Raw genomic sequence first — 22099 nt, forward strand, 5'->3', positions numbered from 1 at the left:
GGTCAGCGGTCAGCAGTCAGCTGTTCGCGTAGCGTGCGCGTAGCGCATATGCTTACGCAGATCTTAAGCTGCTAATACAGTTTCTTTACTTCTAATCCCTTCCTCTGCGTACTCCTGTAGAACAGGCTGGTAAATTTCAGGAATAGTGGGATATTTCAGACCTGTAAGATTCAGGGAACCTTCCAATAATCTTCTAGCAATCATTGCAGCGGTCTTGGAGGTCAGTTGTGAACAGATGGAGTAATGGTCACCCGGTTTAGCAGAAGGATTGGTTATAGAAATGATGCGTTCTTTTTTGTCGGGGTATTGCACGAGCATGTCGTAATACATGATAATTTGATCCACTTCTGTATCCCCTGGCTGATAAACCCCCAGTTTCTGAACCAGTAAGTCAGAGATTACATCACAATAGGAGGGCGAATCTTTGGGGGGAATAATCCGCTTGTTGTCAAACAGACCCAGCCATTGATAGCGCATGATAATATCATGGGAAACTGGTATACCCAATTTCTGAGCAACCAAGGCTTTAGCATCACCATTTGTGCTGCCACACAGTTCTAGCACAATTTCCTGATAAGTTTTCTCAAGCAGCTCAGGGCGATATTGTGTATCACAGAAGCCAAGATCAATCAATCCCTGTAAGGTCTCTCCCCAACCGGGGTATCTTAATGTTCCATGATAGAAGTTTCTAACATTATCAATGCCGTAAACCTTAGGGTATAGATACGCTCCAGAATCTGAATTTGGACGAGATTCAAATGTCCCTATATTGGGAACTTCAACCGTTCTAGTTTCTAAATAAACTTTGTCTCCTGGAATCAGGGGTATCTGCGAGTCCTTGATCCAGTCTCCAGAGCCATCTTTGATCTTAACCGAAGCAAAAATAGATTTTTTAGGAGCCCAAAAGCACTTATAACCAAACGGATTAATATTAGGATTACAGGGTAGTACACCAACATGATACCAGAGATCGATAATCTCTCCGCCCTTAGCATGCACATCGTCAATGAGCTTTTTACCGATCATGCTGCCATACCCAGGATCTGTGCCAGCCTCGGTCACAATGGCAATGCCTTTTTCTTTTGCCTGTTGATCCAATTGTTCAAATTCTTGCTGAGTCTTGAACAAGTAGCCGATATGGCAGGTCATGATCAATGACACACTATGTTCCAGACAGTATTTTGTCACAAGGGGCTGATAGGGACCGGGTAAAAAGCTGATGACAATACTACTTTCTTTAATCAATTGATCAAGAGCCTGATTTTCAGGATTTGACCGATCAATGTCAATAGGATAGAAACTGCGCTTTGAATGCTGATTGACGATTTCTTCTGCAGTCATCTTATTCCTAGAGGCTACAGTAATGTGATAGCCTCGTTCATTGAGATAGTCGCACAGAGGAGCAACTGACACACCCGAACCTAATAACAAAATGTTTTTCATCTAAATATTCTCATGCATTATCAACAATTAATTCAGGGATTACTACTGTATTAGGAAGATTCAATAACATCAGCACTATATCGGCTATAGTTTCTGGTTGAATCATCTTTTCTGGGGATAAAGGAGAAGAGTTCTTGGCCATATTTGTGTTAACCCATCCTGGGCAAAGCGCAGTTACTCTTACACCATCTTCTTTAGCGGCATGGAACATGGCATGTGATGCCGCTAAAAATCCAAACTTACTGATAGAATAGCCAACTTTACTGTCTTCAATGTATTTAGCACCGCTGGAAACAATGTTAATAATCCGGCCTTCACTGCTCTGACGCAAATACGGTAAAACCAAACGTGTAAGACGTATCGGTGCTTTTGTATTTACATCCAGCATTTTATCGAGTAGTTCTTCGTTATCATCTTCAATATCCACGGAATGAAAAATGCCAGCATTATTAATTAGGCCATCTATCCTATCAAAGACATCGAGTGTTTTTTTTATCCATTCATGTTCTGTATTTGGATCAGCTGAATTATAAGAAACCAATAATACCTTATCCTTTGGCAGTCCTAGAATATCTTTGGTTACCCGATCTAACTCTCTGACGCCAAGGCTAAGAAGAAAGCCATATTCATAGAGTTTGAGTGCAATTGCTTTGCCTATGCCGCGATTAGCACCTGAAATCATCACAACTTTTGCCATGGTATGTTTATAAGAGCTTTGCCTGCTTATTCATAACAGCTTTTAAACATCGTTGCCGATAATCAGCATAAAAATAGTCAGTATGGCCTTCTTGCAATTTGGTGAGAACCCATAGTAATTCCCTTAGCAGGATGGCATCTTGGTGGATGGCGAGTTTATCTCTATTCAGAGAGATTTTTGAATATGCTTGAAGAAACAGCTCAGTTTGCTGGTTATCGAGATGGTGGAAATGGATAAATGCAGCAAGATCAGAATAACTATCATTCATTCCCGCCATTTCCCAGTCCAGAAATATAGTAGTTTTTTGACCTTTCAAAAAATTTCCGTAGTAAAGATCATTATGGCAAAACTTGATGTCACTAGATTGATGGTAGGCATCTAATTGATTTCGTGTGATTTCAAAAAAAAATTTGAAGTTTTTTATTGTATCATTATATTTTTTTAATGAATGCCAGTATCTATCCAGTAAATCTTTAATATGATAGGTATGACGAATCGGTGAAAGTTCATGAATTTTACGGATAGATTTACCAAAACTATTCAGTGCTGCTGCCGTTCTGATTTCTTTAAAAGTCCAGACTGGCGCATCAATAAATTTAGTAATTATTGAGTTGTTTTTGGGGTCAAATGCGATCGGCTTCACTCCAAGGTCTGCACGATATACTTTTTGAAGAATTGAATAGTCTACTTGTCTGTTAATTCCCTGCACTTCTGATGTATGACAAATTTTTATAACACAAACGCCACTATCTGTATAAACTTTAAAGTTTTGGTTATTTTTACCTTCGGTTAATTTTTCAACCCTGCTAATAGCTACCTTTTTTAGGGAAGGGAGATTTGATAATACCTGCTCTACAACAATCCGATCTGATTTGTCAAATCCAAAGGGCTGAACATCTGATTCTGCCAAGGTCAGCGTTTCACAAATTATTTCCGACTGCTGTAGTTGATTCATTAGGATTTCCGTGCCTATTCCTAATTGTTGACTTTTTATAGCTGAGCTATCGTGACTGCTTAGGTGTGCTTGACCCATTAAGAATTAAATTCGCCACGGGTCGCACCTAAGGATGTGTCTGCAGACTGTAGCTGACATAACTCCAGTTCTGGTAGCCTGGTATGTGCCCAGGGTGGTGACATAATCTCAATTTGGTATAGATTGTAACTTGAAAAAATCTAATTAAACCAATTTTTGTTACAATTGGAAAAAATGATGGTCAAAATAAGTACATTTGTTCTACTCAATCGCTAAACTTTCAACAGGTGCGACCTGTGGCGCATTTAATTACGGGTCAAGCGCACCTAGTATTTTGAGCAATAAAGAATAAACCGTTGCGAACGCGCCCCGCGTCGGCTAAGCTCAATTGCTATTAGGATTGTTCAAATTTCTCAAATCACATTATCAATAATCTCGGAATTATTGATAATGGAGGTTGCTTATTGACATTGACCCAGCAAATTTCAGGTTTGTGACACTATAAAAGTTCTTTGATAGCGTTTCTCATAGCTATTAAAAGATTTCAAAATTAATAAGCAAAAATACTTATCGTATGAATATCATATCCATTAGGCATTTAAACACAAGATGCGTTTACCCTGTAAATTTGCCCAATGCCTTGACATATCCCAAGAAGTTAGAGTAAACCATCAATAATATATGCTTATAGTTTAAACCGGATTGGAGATGATTCAACCTGGGGCATCCTATGGAAATTTCCTTAATTAAACAAGGGCAATTAAATGCCCAGAACTGGTCTGGCACTGACATAACACCAGACCTATCAGTGGTGGTACCAATCTACAATGAGGTGGAGAGTTTGCCCCACCTCATTGATGCGATCGCATCCACCTTAACCGATACTCAGCTCAGCTATGAGCTTATTTGTGTCGATGATGGCTCTACAGATGGTTCAACCCAACTGCTCAAGGAACAAGTCCTCTCCCGCACTGATTTGCGAGGGGTAATTTTGCGTCGCAACTATGGTCAAACTGCTGCCATGGCAGCTGGGTTTAATTATGCTCGGGGTCGTGCCATTGTTACCTTAGATGGTGACTTACAAAATGATCCAGCCGACATTCCCATGCTGCTTGCCAAACTAGAGGAAGGGTATGACTTGGTTAGTGGCTGGCGTAAAAATCGGCAGGATGCGGCGGTGACTCGTTTACTGCCATCCAAAATTGCCAACTGGCTGATTGGACGGACCACTGGGGTTAAACTCCATGACTATGGCTGTTCTCTGAAAGTTTATCGCTCGGAATTGGTAGCCGACATGAACCTCTACGGTGAGTTACATCGGTTTTTACCAGCCTTGGCATATATTGAGGGGGCAAGAATTACCGAGTTACCCGTGCGTCACCATGCTCGTCGCTATGGTAGTAGTAAGTATGGTCTGGGGCGAACCTTCCGGGTGCTAATGGATTTGTTGACCATCTTCTTCATGAAGAAATTCCTCACCAGACCCATGCATGTATTTGGATTACTAGGTCTGACTTCCCTAGGCACGGGCATAATCATTGGGGCTTATCTGACCATTCTCAAGGTAGGTCTCAATGAAGATATCGGGGATCGGCCTTTACTGATCTTGGCAGTACTCTTGTTCTCGACTGGTGTACAACTGTTTAGTCTTGGTCTACTGGGGGAAATACTGATGCGTACTTACCATGAATCTCAGGGAAGACCGATTTATCGGGTCAGAGAAGTGGTGTCCTCTAATGTTGAGGAAGGTTAGTAATATCACTTGGAAATCAAGTTGGTTGGGGGCTAATCAAAGTATGACCCCGTGTCATATGGGCTACGCGCAGGCTACACCGAACAGCTGTCAGCAAATTTAAATGCATATGAGGTTAGCCGCCAACCAAGGCGATTTCTTAAAGATTGAAAATTTGTAAAGATTATATGAAGTTTATAATCAAGATTTCATTAACCTCCAGATTACTAGTTGATTTGGAGAATTTATTTGGGTTTTAATTAAATCAAAATTTTTTATCTAAAAAATTTATTCAAACCAGTTCTGCATAACACTTATTTGGGCAGTAGAGCTCTTCCTCAGGGAAGAAATTAGGAGCAGTTTTAGTTTCTAGTTAAAGAATGCTTGAATCCCTTGGTATCAGTGTTTACCCTTAAGTGGTACATTCTTGCTCAGTGAGGGCTGTTAGTCATAGCTGAAATTAACTACTGGTTATTGTTAACTTCTATTAAACTCTACCGGAAACTTACTGAGAAATAATGAAGTTTTCATCAATATGGCTTGGAAATGGGGCGCTCTTGATCAGAGTGCTTTAAAGATAGAGGGAGATCAACGTGTATTTAACGAGCAAAACTGATCGGCTTACTGATCAGCTTGACATCAAAAGCAGCAGGGATGAATTGACTGTCTGGGAGAATCAACCAGTCTCCTATGATCAACGAAATCTGACTAGGATGAACATTCTATTACTCGCTCCTCATCCGTTTTATCAGAATCGTGGCACACCCATCGCAGTCAACCTGGTGTTGAAGGTGCTTTCTGAACGGGGAGACCAGGTCGATGTCGTCACTTATCCTGAAGGGCGTGACATCAATTATGAAAATATCACTGTATACCGAACCCCTAAGCTTCCCTGGGTTCGGAATATACGACCAGGCTTCTCCTGGAAGAAAATCCTGTGTGATTTTTTCATGTTGCTTGCTGTAATTCGCCTAGTGACTAAGAAACGCTACGATTTGGTTCATGCTGGAGAAGAATCAGTCTTTATTGGTTTAGGGCTCAAAATCCTGTGTAAAATTCCCTATATCTATGACATGGATTCATCTCTAGCCCAACAAATGATTGAAAAGTATCCTTTGCTACAAACTTTTTCGTCAGTATTCAACTTTTTTGAAGGACTGGCTGTTAAGAATGCCAAAGTGGTGGTTTCCGTTTGCGATGCTTTGGCAGCAGATATTCAAAAGTACAAGCCCAGAAAAACTGTAGTTATTCCAGATATATCCCTGCTTAACTCTAATCTTTAAAAAACTCCTAAAAAAACTTTTTATTTGTGAATACTTATTTTTAAGTAAGTATATAAAATAACTAATAACTGTTACTATAACTGTTACTATAACTGTTAATGATTAACGGAAGGTATGGTTGTGATATCCTAAGCACCGCTCGCAGAATTAATTACCTACTCTGAATCTCTGTAAGGCTTATATGGTAAGGCTTTGAGTTATGGAAAATGTGCAATTAATTTTGTGCATCTGCTTAAGACTAGGTTTTATTTTGTAACGAAAGATAAGTATAATAGTGAAAATGTGCAGGTTTGTGTAAATTTTCGCTTCAAGATTCAACTTCAAGATTCAACTTCAAGATTCAACTTCAAGATTCAACATTGGTCTAACTATGTATAGTAATTTGAGACGTGAGCTAGGAATCCGTAATGTACTCCTGATGTATGTGGGCAATCTGGAGACTTATCAGGGGATTGATCTACTTCTAGACAGCTTCGCGTTGACCCTTGAGCACACTGATCAGGCTGACTTAGTCATTATTGGTGGAGAAGCCGACGACATTCGGAAATACACCAATAAGGCTCACTGTCTTGGGATACAACAACATGTCCATTTTTTAGGACCAAAACCAGTTGAGCATCTGGCTATCTATCTGGAGCAGGCTGATATTTTAGTCTCTCCGAGAATTAAGGGTAAAAATACCCCGATGAAGCTCTATTCCTATCTCGATAGTGGCAAAGTTTTGTTAGCCACAGATTTGCCAACCCATACCCAGTTGCTAAACAATCACCTTGCTCTGCTTAAGAGGCCAGATGCCAAAGCTTTCGCGGAGGGAATGCTTGATCTGATCGCTGATGAAAAGCTACGGCTGAGCCTGGGTAGTGCTGGCAAAAAATTGATTGAGAAAAGGCATACTTATGCAGCTTTTCGGGAAAAATTAAACAGTCTTTATGATTGGCTACATCACGAGTTAGCAGAGCATACCGCCTAAGCAGACAACTAATGAGAAGAAACCTAGTAGAGTTAACCAGAAACTCTTACGATTTATTAGTGATCGGTGGTGGGATCTATGGAGCTTGCGTAGCTTGGGAAGCAACCCTCAGGGGATTGTCAGTGGCCTTGGTGGAAAAAGCTGATTTCGGTAGCGCTACCTCTGCTAACAGTTTGAAGACCATCCACGGGGGATTACGGTATCTCCAGCATGCTGACCTTAAACGGATGCGTGAATCCATTCATGAACGCACCAGTTTAATGCGGATTGCCCCTCACTTAGTTCATCCATTACCAGTGTTGATTCCCACCTACGGCCATGGGATGAAGGGAAAAGAAGTGCTATCTGTGGCACTTGCGATCAATGACTTGATCAGTTGCGATCGCAATCGCCAACTCGATCCCCAAAAACACATATCCAATGGTCGGGTAATCTCTAAGCAACAGTGTCAGCAGCTGCTTCCAGGAATTCCCCAGGAGGGGCTAACTGGAGCAGCAGTCTTTTATGATGCTCAGGTCTACAACTCTGAACGGTTGACCCTCTCTTTTCTACGGTCAGCTGAGCAAGCTGGCGCAGTGGTGGCTAACTACGTAGAAGTGACTGGATTTCTTCAAGCTGGAAATCGGATCACGGGTATTCAGGGGCAAGATGTGTTAAGTGGCAATCAATTCGACATCCGTGCCAAGACTGTGGTCAACACCAGCGGACCATGGATAAATCGGGTATTGAGTTTACTGAAGCAACCCCAGCCGCAACCCCAGCCGCAACCCCAGCCGCAACCCAGAGTTCCCCTTGCCAAAGCCATGAACCTGGTGATTCGCCGTCCCCTCTGCCAAACCTATGCTGTGGGTATTTCAACTCAGAACTCCTATCGTGACTCCGATGCCATCGTCAACAAGGGGTCTCGCTTACTATTTATTGCGCCCTGGCGTGGTAAATCCCTGGTCGGTACATCCTATGCTGTTTGGGATCAAGACCCGGATAACTTCAACATTACCCAACAGGATATTCAAGACCTGCTCGATGACATAAACCAAGCATGGCCATCGGTTAAACTCAACCAAGCCGATGTCACTTTCGTCCATGGTGGCTTGCTTCCTAGAACTGGCATTACTGACACAGGATTGCCACAACTGGCTAAACACTATCAAATCGTCGATCATGCCAAAGAAGAATTTCCAGGATTGATCTCGGCGGTTGGGGTGAAATATACCACTGCCAGAGATGTGGCTGAGAAAGTCCTTGACCAGGTATTTCGGTCATGGGGCCAAAAGCCTCCCAAGTCCCTGTCATCAGTTACACCAATTTACGGTGGACACATCGAACAATTTGAAGTGTTTTTGCAGACGGAAATCTTTAAGCAACCCTATGGATTAGGGGAGGAGGTAATGCGCCGCCTCGTTTATAACTACGGTAGTGCCTATCAAGATGTACTGCTGTATTTAGAGCGAGTATCAGATCACTCCTCTGCACCTACTGATGATTTAGCTGTACTCAAAGCTGAAGTCTTGTATGGGGTTGTTGAGGAAATGGCTCAAACATTAGGTGATGTGGTGTTCCGGCGGACAGAACTGGGTAGTGCTGGTCATCCCGGAAACGAGGCCATCAGAACCTGTGCTGAGGTGATGGGGGCGCAATTAGGATGGAGTCGGTCACAAATAGAGCTAGAGTTAGACAAGGTTAATCACATTTTTAATATCGGAGGTGCATTAAGTCAGGAGAAAAGTATTGAAATTGAAACCCTTAACAGTCCGGTTAGTTTAGCCGAGAATATCCGTTGAGGTTTTGGTGCAAGATTTTAGCTAAATGTGCTTTAAACAGCAGCAGTTTATAGAAATCAGGGAGGTTGATTAACAACAATCCATGGTAGCTACCACTCCAAACAATCAATTAATCCTAATTGATGGTCACGTTCACCTTCATGACTGTTTTGATATCGATCAACTGCTGACCTCAGCTTGGGAAAATTTCCAGCAATTTTCTGGTCAAGCAGGTGATGGAGAAAATTTTCAGGCTGTATTGTTATTGACAGAAATAGAGCATCAAAAATGGTATAATAAGCTAGCTGATTTAGCTCAAAACACTAATCAGTCTAGCACTAATCAGTCTAGCACTAATCAGTCTAGGGTAAGCCAGGGTAAAACTTGGATGTTCTATCGTACCCAGGAAGATTTATCCTTATATACCAGTAACGCCTTAGGGCAAGGAATGTTCTTAATTGCTGGTCGCCAAATTGTGACAGCGGAAAACCTGGAAGTATTAGCGTTGATCACTGACCAAAACCTTGAAGATGGTTTACCCTTAGACGTAACCATTAAAGCAATTCTGTCTGCGGAGGGAATCCCTCTACTCCCCTGGGGAGTTGGTAAATGGATCGGAAATCGGGGAAAACTATTATATAAGCTCTTGGAAGACAATAATTTTCCCAAGCTTTTTCTAGGAGACAATGGTGGACGTCCTGTATTCTGGTCACGACCAGTTTTGTTCACACAAGCAGAGAAAAAAGGATGGCGGATATTACCAGGAAGCGATCCACTTCCTTTGGCTTCTGAATCTTGTCGTCCTGGAAGTTTTGGATTTACTATCCAGGGTTCCTTGAGTTCAGAAAAACCAGGAAAAGATATCAAGGAAATGCTACTGAATCCCATGACACCTATTCAGAGCTATGGTTCTCTAGAAAACCCCTGGCGATTTATTCGTAACCAATTAGCAATTCGGTCTAGAAAAAATAGCAATTAAAAATAAACAAATGACTAAAGGAATTTAACAGTGGTTTCTACAGGTGATTTTCCCGAAACAGCCGATATCGAAACATCTTCTGAGGATTATGCCTCCCGTTTTGCCGGGGAAATTGGGGCTTGGCTACTGAAAGTCCAGGAAGACGCAACCTTGAAAATGCTGACTCCTTATCCTAAAGCCACCATCCTTGATGTGGGAGGAGGACATGGTCAACTCACAGGGGCTCTGATTCAAAATGGTTATCAACTCACTGTGCTTGGTAGTGCGGATGTCTGTAAGGGGAGGATTCAGAATTTTCTTGATGCTAATCTTTGTTCCTTCAAGGTGGGCAATGTTTTGGATCTCCCTTACCCAGACGGAGCGTTTGATGTTGTAATTAGCTATCGATTCCTGGCTCATGTCACTCAATGGCAGTCTTTTTTAACAGAACTAAATCGAGTAGCAAAGCAAGCAGTAATCCTAGACTATCCTACAGTGAGGAGCGTCAATGCTATTGCCCCCTATCTATTTAAGTTCAAGAAAGGGTTGGAAGGAAATACACGAGAGTTTGTCTGTTATCAGGAACATGAACTTCTAGAATTTTTAAAATCTATTGGTCTGAGCAAAGCTGAGCGCTATCCCCAATTTTTTGTGCCTATGGTACTGCATCGGGCTTTTAAATCTCCTAGCTTCTCTTCATTTATGGAGAAGTTAGCTCGACTCTCAGGCTTGACTAATTTGTTTGGTTCACCAGTAATTTTAAACCTTACCAAGACTTAAGCCAGATGCCGATTAAAATTAATTGTATAAACTTGCTTGGTGAAATTCCAATATTTTTTAGGTTAGCTCAGAAAGTAGACTATGGAAGATCCTCAATTCAAACTCCCAACTGGCAGTCGTGTCTTAGTGACTGGAGCTACAGGGTTTACAGGTTCAGTTCTTATACGTAAATTAGTGGCACAAGGTTTAGATATCGTCGCTATTGCACGTCCTAGTTCTAAACTTGAGCCTTTCAAAGACCTTAAAATTGAATGGATTAGAGGGGATGTTTTTGATGAAGAGTTAATCAAAAAAGCCATAAAAGGAGTCAACTATATATTTCATATTGTAACTCCTTTTCGAGAAGCTAAATCCGCTGACAATGTCTACTACAATGTCCACGTTTTAAGTACACAAATTCTAGCAAAATACGCTTTAAAAGAGCCAGAATTTAAGCGTTTTGTTCACGTTTCAACAATTGGGGTTCATGGTCATGTCGAAAATCCTCCTGGTGATGAAGATTGTCCAATGAATCCTGGAGATATATATCAAGAAACCAAACTAGAAGGTGAACTGTGGATCAGAGATTTTGCTAAAAAGGAAGGATTACCAGTCACTGTGGTACGACCCTCAGGAATCTACGGTCCTGGGGAGAAACGGTTTTTGAAAATTTTCAAAATGGTTTGCCGTAAGTGGATACCAATAATTGGCAATGGCAGTAACTTACTGCACTTAATTCATGTTGATGATTTGACCAATTTTTTTCTGCTATCAGCAACCCATCCTCAAGCAGTAGGAGAAGTTTTTATTTGTGGCAGTAAGGAAGCGATTACCTTCCAAAAAATGGCCTCTATTATTAGTGAATACTATGGAATTTCCTTTAAATTTATTCGTTTACCAGCTGCTCCACTGTTTGCCTTAGGGGATTTTTTTGAATTCATCTGTCGTCCCCTGGGTATAGAACCACCTATTTATAGAAGACGGCTAGCATTTTATACGAAAGACCGCTCATTTAACACAGCAAAGATGATAAATTTACTGGGCTTTGTGCCTGTCCATTCCGATGAAGAAGGGTTAAAGGAATTAGCCCAATGGTATCTTGACCAAGGATGGATATCGCTTTGATTTGGGTTAATGGGAATTCAATCAGTGAAAACTGGCTGGTTATACTGAATGAGTAAGTTGAATCATTAAGCTCTGATTATTATTATTACTAAATTTTTGTCACAACTATTGGGATAGTTAATCCCATGAAAACGTAAGAATTTGCTAGTGATTGAGTAAAAAATGAAAAAAATTACAGTTCTCGGTAACTTTTCAGGTCGCAATGCAGGAGATGCTGCTATTTTAGGCAATCTGCTTGATGATATTGCTGCAGCACATCCTGATGCGTTGTTTATAGTACCAACTCTCAACCCACGCTTCGTTAAACGTCATTTTGGCCACCACAATATCAAGGCACTTGGACTGATGCCTTGGAATGGTGCTGTTAAGATTTTTGGTTTGCCAACTTTCCAAGCAATGTTGCAAGCTGATCTGGTGCTAGTAACCGATAACATTCTGTTTGATCGCAAGTTACTCAATCCACTGTTTAACTATCTCTCCACAATTTCCTTAATCGCCCCAGCTTGTAAGGCACGCGGTATTCCGATCGCACTTTACAACGCCAGTCTAGGACCAATTACCACATCACTGGGCAAGTCTGCTTTGCAAAGAGTTCTTGATGCTAGCCCAATGCTGATCCTGCGAGATGAGCAATCAAAGCAACTGCTTGACCAACAGAAACTGAATTATCAGGAGGTTTACATCAATGCGGATTGCGCCATCAACACTACCCCGCCACCAACAGAACGTATGGAGGAAATCATAGGCAAAGAGGGGCTTTTCAAAAATCCGAAAGGCACTCTTGGTTTCAATATCAATGCCTACATCGATAACTGGCGCAAGGATAACAAGACTTTTGGGCGCGAACCCTTTTTGCAGGCAATCGGGTCTACTCTCGACCGACTGATTGAGGAATTAGACATTGAGATTATGTATACCATCACCCAAGTAATGGATACCAAAATTACCAACGAGAGTTTGAAGTATGTCAAGCGACGCGATCGCATCCGGGTAATCAGTAATGCGACTTACACCTACCAGGAAATTGCTGGCTTGCTACAGCGGGTAGAAGTCCATGTGGGGATGCGGACTCATTCCGTAATTCTGGCTTCAGGAGTTCTCACCCCTGTAGTGGCCATTAACTCCTACCCTAAAACAGCAGGCTTCATGAAAACCATTGGTCAGGACAACTGGTTGATCAACTTTGATGAACTAACCACCAATACCTTGACAAATTTAATTAAGTCTGCTTGGGAACAGCGCCATGAAACGCGAGCGGCCATGACACCACTGGTGCAGCGGGAGCAAGCTAAAGCCCGCAGTAGCGTTGAACTGGTGAGCCAATTGTTGGCCCAGGGGCAGCAATCTGAGGTGCAAGTTACCGCTTGAGCCATTGTCTACTCATCCTTTGAGTACAGAGAGGTAAAATTATTTGAAAAAATCGAAGGCAACAGAATTAAGCATGTCTGAAGATGGCTATTTGCCACTTCACAAGCAAGAGCAGACTGAGCCATTGTATGTGGTTCCCAAGGATCTGTGTACCCGCTGCGGTGCTTGCGATCCCATCTGCCCTGTAGACTGCATTTCCTTTGACGAACACCAATACCCAGTTATTGATACTAAAACCTGTGTTGACTGTGGACTCTGTGTAAAAGTTTGTCCCGGTATAGAGTTTGACTACACTGCTCAGTATAAGAAAATGTTCGGCGTTGAGCAGCCACCAGAGGGGCTTGGTGGAATTTACGAGAGCGCCTTTTTGACTTTCGCTAATAATCCCCAGGTGCAAGCAGAAGGTAGTGGTGGTGGACTCGTTTCCCAACTACTGATTGGTATGGTCAAAGAAGGGATAATTGATGCTGCCCTAACTGTGGGTTATGAGCCAGATGATCCCATCACACCCACACCTGTGATTTGCCGCACCGAGGCAGAAATTCGAGCCACTGCTGGCTCCAAGTATTGTGTTGTACCCCATGCCAAAGTCATACGTGACGTCAAAAAACTCGAAGGCAAGTTTGCCTTTGTCGGTGTAGGCTGTCAGATTGAGGGTTTACGCAAATTGGAGAAGGTCTATAAGCGTTTGGTACGCCGGGAAATCTTCACCATTGGCTTAGCTTGCCACGGCACCCTAGAAAAAGAGGGTACTACTGAGTTGCTATCCCACCGTCGTCTTCCCCAAGAGAAGATCAAGCGCTTCTTCTATCGTGGTGGTAACTTCCCTGGCAAGTTTCAGATCGAAACCCTTGATGGTCAGCGCCTCGACCTGCACAGGTTTGATTACAAGGATGGTGCCTATAATTACCTCTACCATCTCTATACACCCCAGCGTTGCCTGATGTGTCCTGACTATAGTGCTGAGTTTGCCGATATTTCAGTTTCCGACTTCTGGGTGCGCGGTGAGGATGGCGAGTACCTACACCCGGAAGGTACAAGCATGGTCATGTGCCGCACGGAACGTGGTCAAGAGATTCTAAAACAGATGCGTGAATTGGGCTATATTACCGCTATGCCTTTAGGTAAACAGGAAGTGGAAGCCAGTTTTGATCACCTCTACCGTGACAAACGTGTCTATCCCTTCGTGCGTATCCAGTGGCGTGAAGCCCAGGGGCTATCTACAGCCCAGTACCATTTACCGATTTCCCCATCAACTCAAGAAGATCACCGTCATGAGGGTTTGCGTCAGGCTACCTTTATCTTCTCCAAGGGAAAATGGATGCGCCAGTTGATGCTGGCCATCTTTTTGTCACGGTTCGGGGAAGTGTTTACAGCAGTGAAAATGCGCTACAAAGCCTTCAAGGCTGCAGGGCGCTTACGCAAACAAGCCAAACAAAGGCAAAAGCAAGACCTAGCCTTGGATACCCAATAAATAATTCACATCAAGTAAGTAAGTAAGGAAACTCTAATGATTAGTATAGATGAGCAAAACTGCCAAACTTCAATCTGGTAATAGTAGATAGTAAACCAATTACCAATTACCAATTATCAATTACCAATTATCAATTACCAATGAAAAATCTTTAAAAAGCTCTTGGAATGCCGAAAAACTCGACACTACATTTTGTCCGCATTGCTGGTACAAGCGCACTATTAGTATATGTTGTTCACAAGGCAGGGCTGTTCAGCGCTGACGGACGGCGGGATTTGTTAGACACCTTCGTTCACGTCAAACCACCATTTTTGTTGGCATCGATTGGGTTTGGGCTGTTGCTTAATCTATCTAGCGCCTTCAAGTGGTACATGCTTTCGCGCTCTCGTGGCTTGCCAGTTAATCTTTGGCGACTGTTTGCTTACTATATGGTTGGTCAATTCTTCAATCTGGTGCTGCCAAGCAGCATTGGGGGCGATGTAGTCCGCATGCATCAATTAGGGCGCTACACTGGACGCTACGCCGATGCCGTAGCCTCAGTCTTTGTGGAACGTTTCACTGGTTTGGCCACCCTGGTCGTGTTAGCAATGGTGGCAGTAGTGGTCAACCTGCATCTGTTCAACCTGCCCTGGTTGACTATTGGCCTTGCCATCGGGTCAATAGGCATTGCATTGATCTGCTGGTTGATTATTGACCAACGACCGTTCCGATTGACCCAGAAGCTATTGGCAAGGCGTGTACCCTTGCTGCAGAAACTCTTCGCCAAGATTGAGAAATTTCGGCAAGCAGTGCTGGCCTATCAGAGTGACCCAGGGGCACTCTGGGGGGCTCTAATTAATTCTCTAATCTTCTACTTCTTAGCGGTCATGAATGTCTGGGTTAGTGCACTTACCTTCGGCTCCAAGATCGATTTTGTCAGCATGCTAGTAGCAGTGCCAGTAATCCTGTTTATCATGAACTTACCAATCTCGATTGGAGGTATTGGTCTGATGGAGTTTGCCTACAGCTTCACTCTTGGGTTGGTAGGTGCTACCCCTGCACTAGCATTTTCAACGGCATTGCTGTTGAGAGCAAAGACCCTGTTCCATGCTGGAATTGGTAGTCTACTTTATCCGTTTGTCAGTGATGGTAGCCCCATCCGTGAGGGAGTACCGATGGAAGTGACGAACAAATACGGAGAAAATGGTGATGACTAGTAAACATGAACAGTTTCGCTTCAGCGCTGTCTTAGCTGATAGTAAAAGATCGTTTATAGAAAAGTATCAGGATTTAGTCTTAGGTGATCGTAGTTGGGGGCGGCTTCTACAATATGAACTGCTGACCCTGCTGGTAGGTCAACTCCCTGGTGCTCTTGGGCTAGGGCTGCGGCGCATCTTCTACCCGCAGTTATTCGGTAGTGTGGGGAAGAATGCACTCTTCGGTCATCACCTCACCTTGCGTGCACCGGGTCGTATTCACCTGGGTAGCAATGTGGTACTCGATGACTATGCAGTACTGTCCGTAAGGGGTTTTGAAGATGAGCGCATTGAGATTGGTGATGGGGTGCAAATTGGTCGCTTGGCTCAACTCAAGACCCGTGCTGGCTCTATTTTTATCGGTGCCCATGCCAATATTGGTGCAGAGTGCCGCATTGACTCGACTACCGAAGTCCATATTGGTCAGCACTGCATTTTCGCTGGTCGTTGCTATTTAGGTGGTGTTAGTCACCAATTTGATCGTACTGACATCCCGATTGTCCAACAACCACTAGCAACTAAGGGTGGTGTACACATCGGTGATGATGTCTGGCTAGGAGCACATGTGATTGTTTTGGATGGGGTAACTATTGGTACAGGTGCAATAGTCGGTGCGGGTGCAGTAGTAACCAAAGACATTCCAGCATACGCGATCGCGATGGGTGTGCCAGCACAGGTGCGTGGCTGGCGCAATCAGCAATCCTTGGAACAATCTGCCTAAGCACTATCTGGAAACAGGTATTTTTTTACATCGACGCACTCTTTGGCGATGGTGAAAGAATTTACTTGTACCAGTAAAGACAAGCAATGGAGACTCAGATTATGAAGATTTTACTAGATTGTAGATTCAAGAAAGGAGCAGGACCTAATGTTGCAACACTCTATATGCTAGATGAGCTAATTAGACTTAATACCAAACATGAATTCATCGTTTTGCAGAATCCTAATCAATCCTTACCAGAATATCCTGGAGTCGAGAAGTTAGTGGTTCCAGTGAAGAACAATTTTCTCGAATTTTTGTGGGTGCAGTTTTATTTGCCAAAATTGCTTGAGAAACTGAATATCGACATTTACCATAGTCTCAAGCATGTAGGTCCCCTGTTTGCTAAAATTCCAACAATTGAATATATCCATGAAGTTGGTCATTTCTTTTCAGAAGGGTTAAAAGAATTTAATCTGTCTTTAGCTAATCGGATCTATCACTACCACATCAAAGGGTGGTCAATGAATCGAGCCACTCATATAATCGGCACCTCTCAGCAATGCGAGAAAGTACTTCATCAAAAACTAGGTATCCCAAAAGAGAAGATCAGCACAATTCGTTACGGTCTGGACAATAAATTTAGAGTAATTGATGATCGAGATGAAATTGTAGAGTGTTGCAAACGTTATGGGTTGCCAGAGAATTATATTTTGTGCGTTGGCAACATTTGTGCTCAAGAGAATTATGAAACCGTTATTAAGATGTATGGCAAGTTGCGGAGCCAAGATGAAAATGCTCCCAAACTAGTTTTGGTTGGAGATACTGGCAATGCGGAATCTGATTTTTTAGAACTGATGAAGCAGTTGGGTTTAAATGAGGATGTTATCCTCACAGGCTTTGTAGAGCATCGCGATCTAGTCTACATTTACAACGGAGCAAATCTTCTTTTGTTCCCTCCTACTGTAGCAGCCTTTGGTATTCCTCCCATAGAAGCTATGGCCTGTGGCATTCCTGTAGTCGCCTCAAATATAGATGCGATCCCTGAAATCAGTGGTGAAGGAGCTGCCTTATTGTTTGATGAGCCCAGGAATGTAGACAAAATGCTTGAAGCTGTCAACCTAGTATTACATGACAATCAACTTCGTCAAGAACTACGGAACAAAGGTTTTGAAAGAGCAAAAGAATTTAGTTGGGAAGCATCTGCATTAAGAGTACTCGATTTGTATAAAATAATTGGAGCGGAGAAGATTTGTAATGCAGTGACATAGTCTTAGAGCCTATCCAAAAAATACCAAATGCCTCATTTTCAGTGCTGTAAATAATAATGATAATTGACTTATTCAACGATTTATTGACAATTAACTGTCTTCTATCTTTCAAATAGGCTCACAACAATAAATCAAGACTGACTTGCGGTCACTATTAAGGATTAATATGGAAAAAACCTTCAACATGTATATAAGCGCCGGTCACTCAGAAGCCTTCAGTATTAGAGGAAAAACTTGATGGAAACCCTTAATACCGCTGTCAAAAAGATTGCGAAAGGTGCTGGTATTATGTTTGTAGGTAAAGTGGCAAGTACTGGTCTTAAATACCTAACTCAAGTAACTCTGGCTCAGCTTCTCGGCGCGGAATTTTTTGGTCTCTACACTCTAGGATTTGTTATCTACCAATTTGGAGAGCTATTTGCGAGAATGGGTCTGGAGAATGGCGCAGTGCGCTATGTTTCAATCTATCAAGGTGCAGGAGATATAAGAAAACTCAAGGGGGTTTTACTGCAGGCAGTTGGACTATCCTTTATCAGTGGCTTGGTATTAGGCACTGCTCTCTTTCTTGCATCAGATCCCATTGCAAAATCAATCTTTGATAAACCTGACCTTGCTTCTGTCTTGCGGCTGTTTGCGATAGCCCTTCCCTTCGGGGCTAGCATGACAGTGGGAGCCTTTGCTACTACTGGGTTTCATGTCACAATCTACCGGGTTTACATCTGGGAGCTTCTTCTGCCGTTCACCAACTTACTGCTGGTTGCCTTGCTCTTAACGCTTGGCTTGGGACTTTGGGGAGGAACTATAGCTTGGGTCGTTGCTGTTATAGTTGCATTAGCAGCCGTTATCCACTTTATCCGCAGACTCTTTCCAGCGGTAACCAGCAGAGATATTAAGCCTATCTTTGAGGGGAAGCAACTCCTCAGATTTTCGCTCCCCTTAGCCTTTGGCGCATTCTTATGGCTTGTCATGATCTGGACAGACATATTGATGCTGGGATATTTCCGGTCAGCTACAGAGGTAGGGATTTACCGAGCGGCTTCGCAGACAGCATTCTTAATGACTATCTTCTCAGCCTCGTTAAATTCAATCTTTGCACCAATAATTGCTGACCTTCATCACAGGAAAGCAATCGAGAAAATGGGGCAGATCTTCCAAGCCACTACTCGCTGGAGCCTCTCCTTAAGCCTGCCTCTGTTCTTAGTGGTGACAGCAGCCAGCCAAGATATTCTGGGGATTTTTGGAGCGGAGTTTGTGATCGGAGGTTTGCCCCTAGTCATTTTAGGAATAGGACAATTAGTCAGAGCTGGGACAGATACGGCAACTAACACGTTGATTATGTCAGGTCATCAATATACCAAGCTCTTTGGAGATATTGGCTCGACCATTGTCAACATAGCATTAAACGTACTGTTGATTCCCCGATGGGGGTTGATGGGAGCAGCAATAGCAACTGGGATTAGTATTAGTGGTGTTCACCTGTGGCGAATGTTGCAAGTCAAGCTGGTTTTGGGTATTCAGCCTTTTAATTGGAGCTACTTCAAAATTATAGGAGCTGGAGCTATTGCAGGGTTAAGCGGGTTTACTGTCTATTCTTGGCTGACACCGATGCCTTCCCTTGTTTCAGTAGTTGTTACTGCTGGGGCTATTGTTGTCGTCTATGCTCCACTGTTATTGGCAATGGGCTTAGAAGAAGCAGATCGGATGATTTTGGGAGAGGTGCAAAAGCGATTGGGCTTATTGAAAAATTGATATTCCTGAAAGTTAAAACCGGAGAATTATTGTTGAGAGAACAGATAAATGCTAAAGCGATCGCCCAAACTCAGCCCACAGTATTTCACTTACAAAATAGCGCTGTGTTTTTTGAGTTTTTTGAGCGCATTCAGTTGGGGATGTGTAGTCAAATCAAATGGCAAGGACGTTGATTTACCCTATTCCACTATCAATCCTCAGACTATCCAATTAGATTTACCTGCTGAAGACGATAGAGCAGGTGGTTTGATTACGGCGGATGTAAATGATGATGGCAAGAAAGACTTTATTATTACCAAGCCCGCTCAGATCGCAGTTTACAGTCATTCTGGACAAAAGCTCTGGGCTAAGCAGATCAACATCCAGGTAACTGGAAAATCTGAGTCCCAGGGACTACCTGGATTGCATGGCTCGGGTGTCCAAGCAGCTGACGTGGATGGGGATCAGAAGACGGAGGTCTTGTTTTTAACGAAAGACAATACTCTTAATATTGTCCAAGGTGACAACGGACAGAGCAAGGGAAGTATCACAATAGAATCTCCACCAGGTACAAAACGTTGGGAGCACCTAGTAGTAGCCAATTTCCGGGGTAAAGGCGATCGCGATTTACTACTTCAGGCCACTAATGCTGAAGGATACCGTATGGGTCGTTATCTAGCAGCCTATCCCCTAGACAACCTACTCAAAGGTGAAAACCTTAAACCTTTGTGGACCCGAGATGATTTCCTTGCCAATGCCCACAATGGGGCACGGGTGGCAGATCTCGACGGAGATGGCAAAGATGAGGTTTTGGGCGGGACAATCATCTCACCCGACGGAGAGATGTTGTTGAAAATTCCCATAAAAGGTCATATTGACTCCCTGTTTGTGGCTGATGTGCGTCCAGACATCCCAGGATTAGAGGTAGTCGCTCTGGAAGAGGGGGGTGGCAATCGGGTTTTTCTTTATAACCGCGATCGCGTAATTTGGAAAACCCACTACAAGCATCAAGAACCACAAAATGCTGCCATTGGTGATTTTGACCCCCAACGACCGGGATTAGAAGTTTGGTGCCGCAGCCGTTACCAGAAGCACCAGAAACCCTTTGTATTTGATGCCCAAGGTCAACGGATTGCTAACTATCAAATGGATGATGTTGCTCCCAAGGGATGGACAGAAAAAGGTGTAGAGGTGATCTTCCCGATTGATTGGACAGGAGAGTCGAGGCAATTAGTGGCTGTCAAAGAGCGCCATAAACCAGGAGACGTAGGGATTTTCGATGCCGTGAGTGGGCAATTTCTCCATCGGTTCAAAGAACAGGCGGCGAGACTTTACGTTGCTGATGTATCTGGGGATTGGCGGGAAGAGGTGATAGTTCTCAATGGGAATCAGCTGCACATTTACAGCAACCCCGAACCAAATCCCAATCTTGATCGCCCACGGCTATGGACTCAAAACCACTACCGCCGCAGTAAGATGACTTGGAATTACTACAGTCCATAAACTAAAAAACCATGGAAAAAAAGTTAGGTACTAGGAAAAAATTGATTCTTACGATAATTAAATGCGGCGTTTCCATAGTGCTACTGTCTTGGGCGTTGCGCAAGACAAATCTGCCCGAAATTTTCCTAGCTGTGAGTTCTGCCAAGGTTCCTCTTTTAATAGCAGCGTTTGTGGTCTACTTAGCCAGTTACTACATCAGAGCTCATCGGTGGCGGATACTGCTTTTAGCTCAGAATGTGAAAGCTAGGATCCCTTACTTGTATAAATCCTACATGGTCAGCATTTTCTTCAGTAATTTTTTGCCCTCTACTATTGGTGGGGATGCTGTTAGGGCTTATGATGCCTGGCGGTTGGGAACGAGCAAGTCAGTCGCACTAGCCACTGTGTTTTTGGATCGTTTCCTCGGTTTACTGGGTTTGATGCTGTTTGGCCTCGGGGCGCTGTTTTTTTCTCAAACATTGATCGCCCAGTTACCATTGCTTAACCTGTGGGTGATGCTAGGTAGCGCAGGAATTATGCTTGTAGTCTCAATGATTTTCATACCATCTCAGAAGATTTCAAGGGTTATTAGCAAGATCCAACTACCCTTTTGGAAGCACATACAAAACAAGCTAATTAATATTATTAAAGCTTTCCTAGCCTTTGGCAACCGCAAACATGCTTTGGCTAGATCTATGGCCTTGTCACTGATGGTGCAAATAAGTGTCATTGCTCATTATTACCTAATTGCCAAGGCACTGGATTTACCGGTTCCCCTTCTTAGTTTCTTTGTGATCATTCCCCTAGTCTCCTTGATCATGGTCTTGCCTGTATCGATCAACGCCATTGGTCTCCGTGAGAATGCATTTGTATTCTTTTTTGCGGCTTACGGCTACAATTTTGCCAGATCCGAAGCGATAGCCTTTGCTTGGCTGGCTTATGGAATCGTGATCATTCAGGGGCTGCTGGGGGGAATTGTGTATGCTTTGCGCAAGTAAAGGCCATTAACTGAGATCAGGTAATCGGGTAATCAAGTAATCAGGTAGTCAGGTGTAATGGTAATTAATAAACAAGGATCAAAGCAACTATCAATTACCAAATATCAATTACCAAATATCAATTACCAAATATCAATTACCAA

The 22099-nt window shown here is 43.1% G+C and carries 19 protein-coding genes; 16 read left to right on the forward strand and 3 right to left on the reverse strand.

Annotated features, from left to right (window positions below; translation table 11 throughout):
• Positions 1–63: 63 nt before the first annotated feature.
• Genes AC4II3_RS09630 through AC4II3_RS09640 form a run of 3 tightly spaced genes read right to left on the reverse strand, consistent with a single transcriptional unit; the run spans position 64 to position 3095 of the window.
• A complete protein-coding gene (locus AC4II3_RS09630; protein WP_488007411.1) occupies positions 64–1443 on the reverse strand; it encodes a saccharopine dehydrogenase C-terminal domain-containing protein in 1380 nt (459 codons plus the stop codon).
• 10 nt (positions 1444–1453) lie between these two features.
• Positions 1454–2140: an SDR family NAD(P)-dependent oxidoreductase gene (locus tag AC4II3_RS09635; protein ID WP_488007409.1), complete on the reverse strand. Its 687-nt coding sequence runs from the start codon at positions 2138–2140 to the stop codon at positions 1454–1456.
• A 7-nt stretch (positions 2141–2147) separates the two neighbouring features.
• Positions 2148–3095, reverse strand: a complete 948-nt coding sequence (locus tag AC4II3_RS09640; RefSeq protein ID WP_488007407.1) for a phosphotransferase — start codon at positions 3093–3095, stop codon at positions 2148–2150.
• Between the two features lie 748 nt (positions 3096–3843).
• On the opposite strand from AC4II3_RS09640, the gene AC4II3_RS09645 reads away from it, so the two are divergent.
• From AC4II3_RS09645 to AC4II3_RS09720, 16 genes are all read left to right on the forward strand, one after another.
• Complete coding sequence (locus AC4II3_RS09645; protein ID WP_488007405.1) at positions 3844–4866, forward strand: glycosyltransferase family 2 protein; 1023 nt, start codon at positions 3844–3846, stop codon at positions 4864–4866.
• A 572-nt stretch (positions 4867–5438) separates the two neighbouring features.
• Complete coding sequence (locus tag AC4II3_RS09650; RefSeq protein WP_488007403.1) at positions 5439–6128, forward strand: glycosyltransferase; 690 nt, start codon at positions 5439–5441, stop codon at positions 6126–6128.
• A gap of 370 nt (positions 6129–6498) precedes the next feature.
• Positions 6499–7098: a glycosyltransferase gene (locus AC4II3_RS09655; RefSeq protein ID WP_488007401.1), complete on the forward strand. Its 600-nt coding sequence runs from the start codon at positions 6499–6501 to the stop codon at positions 7096–7098.
• Between the two features lie 11 nt (positions 7099–7109).
• Complete coding sequence (locus AC4II3_RS09660) at positions 7110–8879, forward strand: glycerol-3-phosphate dehydrogenase/oxidase (protein WP_488007399.1); 1770 nt, start codon at positions 7110–7112, stop codon at positions 8877–8879.
• 82 nt (positions 8880–8961) lie between these two features.
• Complete coding sequence (locus AC4II3_RS09665) at positions 8962–9837, forward strand: hypothetical protein (RefSeq protein ID WP_488007397.1); 876 nt, start codon at positions 8962–8964, stop codon at positions 9835–9837.
• 30 nt (positions 9838–9867) lie between these two features.
• Complete coding sequence (locus AC4II3_RS09670; RefSeq protein WP_488007395.1) at positions 9868–10596, forward strand: class I SAM-dependent methyltransferase; 729 nt, start codon at positions 9868–9870, stop codon at positions 10594–10596.
• Positions 10597–10677: 81 nt separating this feature from the next.
• Positions 10678–11700 (forward strand): NAD-dependent epimerase/dehydratase family protein, encoded by a 1023-nt coding sequence (locus AC4II3_RS09675; RefSeq protein WP_488007393.1) that lies wholly within the window; start codon positions 10678–10680, stop codon positions 11698–11700.
• 162 nt (positions 11701–11862) lie between these two features.
• The gene (locus tag AC4II3_RS09680; RefSeq protein WP_488007391.1) at positions 11863–13068 is read left to right on the forward strand and encodes a polysaccharide pyruvyl transferase family protein; all 1206 of its coding nucleotides are present in this window, start codon (positions 11863–11865) and stop codon (positions 13066–13068) included.
• Between the two features lie 43 nt (positions 13069–13111).
• Positions 13112–14542: a Coenzyme F420 hydrogenase/dehydrogenase, beta subunit C-terminal domain gene (locus AC4II3_RS09685; protein WP_488007389.1), complete on the forward strand. Its 1431-nt coding sequence runs from the start codon at positions 13112–13114 to the stop codon at positions 14540–14542.
• Between the two features lie 167 nt (positions 14543–14709).
• Positions 14710–15738 carry a lysylphosphatidylglycerol synthase transmembrane domain-containing protein gene (locus AC4II3_RS09690; RefSeq protein WP_488007387.1) on the forward strand — a complete coding sequence of 343 codons (1029 nt, stop codon included), beginning with the start codon at positions 14710–14712 and terminating at the stop codon, positions 15736–15738.
• Positions 15731–16498 (forward strand): acyltransferase, encoded by a 768-nt coding sequence (locus AC4II3_RS09695; protein ID WP_488007385.1) that lies wholly within the window; start codon positions 15731–15733, stop codon positions 16496–16498. The genes AC4II3_RS09690 and AC4II3_RS09695 overlap by 8 nt, the downstream gene beginning before the upstream one ends.
• A gap of 101 nt (positions 16499–16599) precedes the next feature.
• On the forward strand, positions 16600–17748 hold the full coding sequence (locus tag AC4II3_RS09700; RefSeq protein ID WP_488007383.1) for a glycosyltransferase family 4 protein: 1149 nt from the start codon (positions 16600–16602) through the stop codon (positions 17746–17748).
• Positions 17749–17985: 237 nt separating this feature from the next.
• Positions 17986–19497 (forward strand): oligosaccharide flippase family protein, encoded by a 1512-nt coding sequence (locus AC4II3_RS09705; protein WP_488007381.1) that lies wholly within the window; start codon positions 17986–17988, stop codon positions 19495–19497.
• A gap of 32 nt (positions 19498–19529) precedes the next feature.
• Positions 19530–19670: a hypothetical protein gene (locus AC4II3_RS09710; protein WP_229415251.1), complete on the forward strand. Its 141-nt coding sequence runs from the start codon at positions 19530–19532 to the stop codon at positions 19668–19670.
• Positions 19618–20979: a rhamnogalacturonan lyase family protein gene (locus AC4II3_RS09715; protein ID WP_488007379.1), complete on the forward strand. Its 1362-nt coding sequence runs from the start codon at positions 19618–19620 to the stop codon at positions 20977–20979. The genes AC4II3_RS09710 and AC4II3_RS09715 overlap by 53 nt, the downstream gene beginning before the upstream one ends.
• Before the next feature lie 11 nt (positions 20980–20990).
• The gene (locus tag AC4II3_RS09720) at positions 20991–21956 is read left to right on the forward strand and encodes a lysylphosphatidylglycerol synthase transmembrane domain-containing protein (protein ID WP_488007377.1); all 966 of its coding nucleotides are present in this window, start codon (positions 20991–20993) and stop codon (positions 21954–21956) included.
• Positions 21957–22099 lie beyond the last annotated feature (143 nt).

The sequence above is a fragment of the Moorena sp. genome (assembly GCF_982860115.1).

Coding starts and splice junctions, on each gene's coding strand:
- AC4II3_RS09705 (WP_488007381.1), top strand. CDS start 17,986: ATGGAAACCCTTAATACCGCTGTCAAAAAGATTGCGAAAGGTGCTGGT.
- AC4II3_RS09695 (WP_488007385.1), top strand. CDS start 15,731: ATGACTAGTAAACATGAACAGTTTCGCTTCAGCGCTGTCTTAGCTGAT.
- AC4II3_RS09720 (WP_488007377.1), top strand. CDS start 20,991: ATGGAAAAAAAGTTAGGTACTAGGAAAAAATTGATTCTTACGATAATT.
- AC4II3_RS09680 (WP_488007391.1), top strand. CDS start 11,863: ATGAAAAAAATTACAGTTCTCGGTAACTTTTCAGGTCGCAATGCAGGA.
- AC4II3_RS09675 (WP_488007393.1), top strand. CDS start 10,678: ATGGAAGATCCTCAATTCAAACTCCCAACTGGCAGTCGTGTCTTAGTG.
- AC4II3_RS09640 (WP_488007407.1), bottom strand. CDS start 3,095: ATGAATCAACTACAGCAGTCGGAAATAATTTGTGAAACGCTGACCTTG.
- AC4II3_RS09665 (WP_488007397.1), top strand. CDS start 8,962: ATGGTAGCTACCACTCCAAACAATCAATTAATCCTAATTGATGGTCAC.
- AC4II3_RS09660 (WP_488007399.1), top strand. CDS start 7,110: ATGAGAAGAAACCTAGTAGAGTTAACCAGAAACTCTTACGATTTATTA.
- AC4II3_RS09690 (WP_488007387.1), top strand. CDS start 14,710: ATGCCGAAAAACTCGACACTACATTTTGTCCGCATTGCTGGTACAAGC.
- AC4II3_RS09630 (WP_488007411.1), bottom strand. CDS start 1,443: ATGAAAAACATTTTGTTATTAGGTTCGGGTGTGTCAGTTGCTCCTCTG.
- AC4II3_RS09700 (WP_488007383.1), top strand. CDS start 16,600: ATGAAGATTTTACTAGATTGTAGATTCAAGAAAGGAGCAGGACCTAAT.
- AC4II3_RS09655 (WP_488007401.1), top strand. CDS start 6,499: ATGTATAGTAATTTGAGACGTGAGCTAGGAATCCGTAATGTACTCCTG.
- AC4II3_RS09635 (WP_488007409.1), bottom strand. CDS start 2,140: ATGGCAAAAGTTGTGATGATTTCAGGTGCTAATCGCGGCATAGGCAAA.
- AC4II3_RS09645 (WP_488007405.1), top strand. CDS start 3,844: ATGGAAATTTCCTTAATTAAACAAGGGCAATTAAATGCCCAGAACTGG.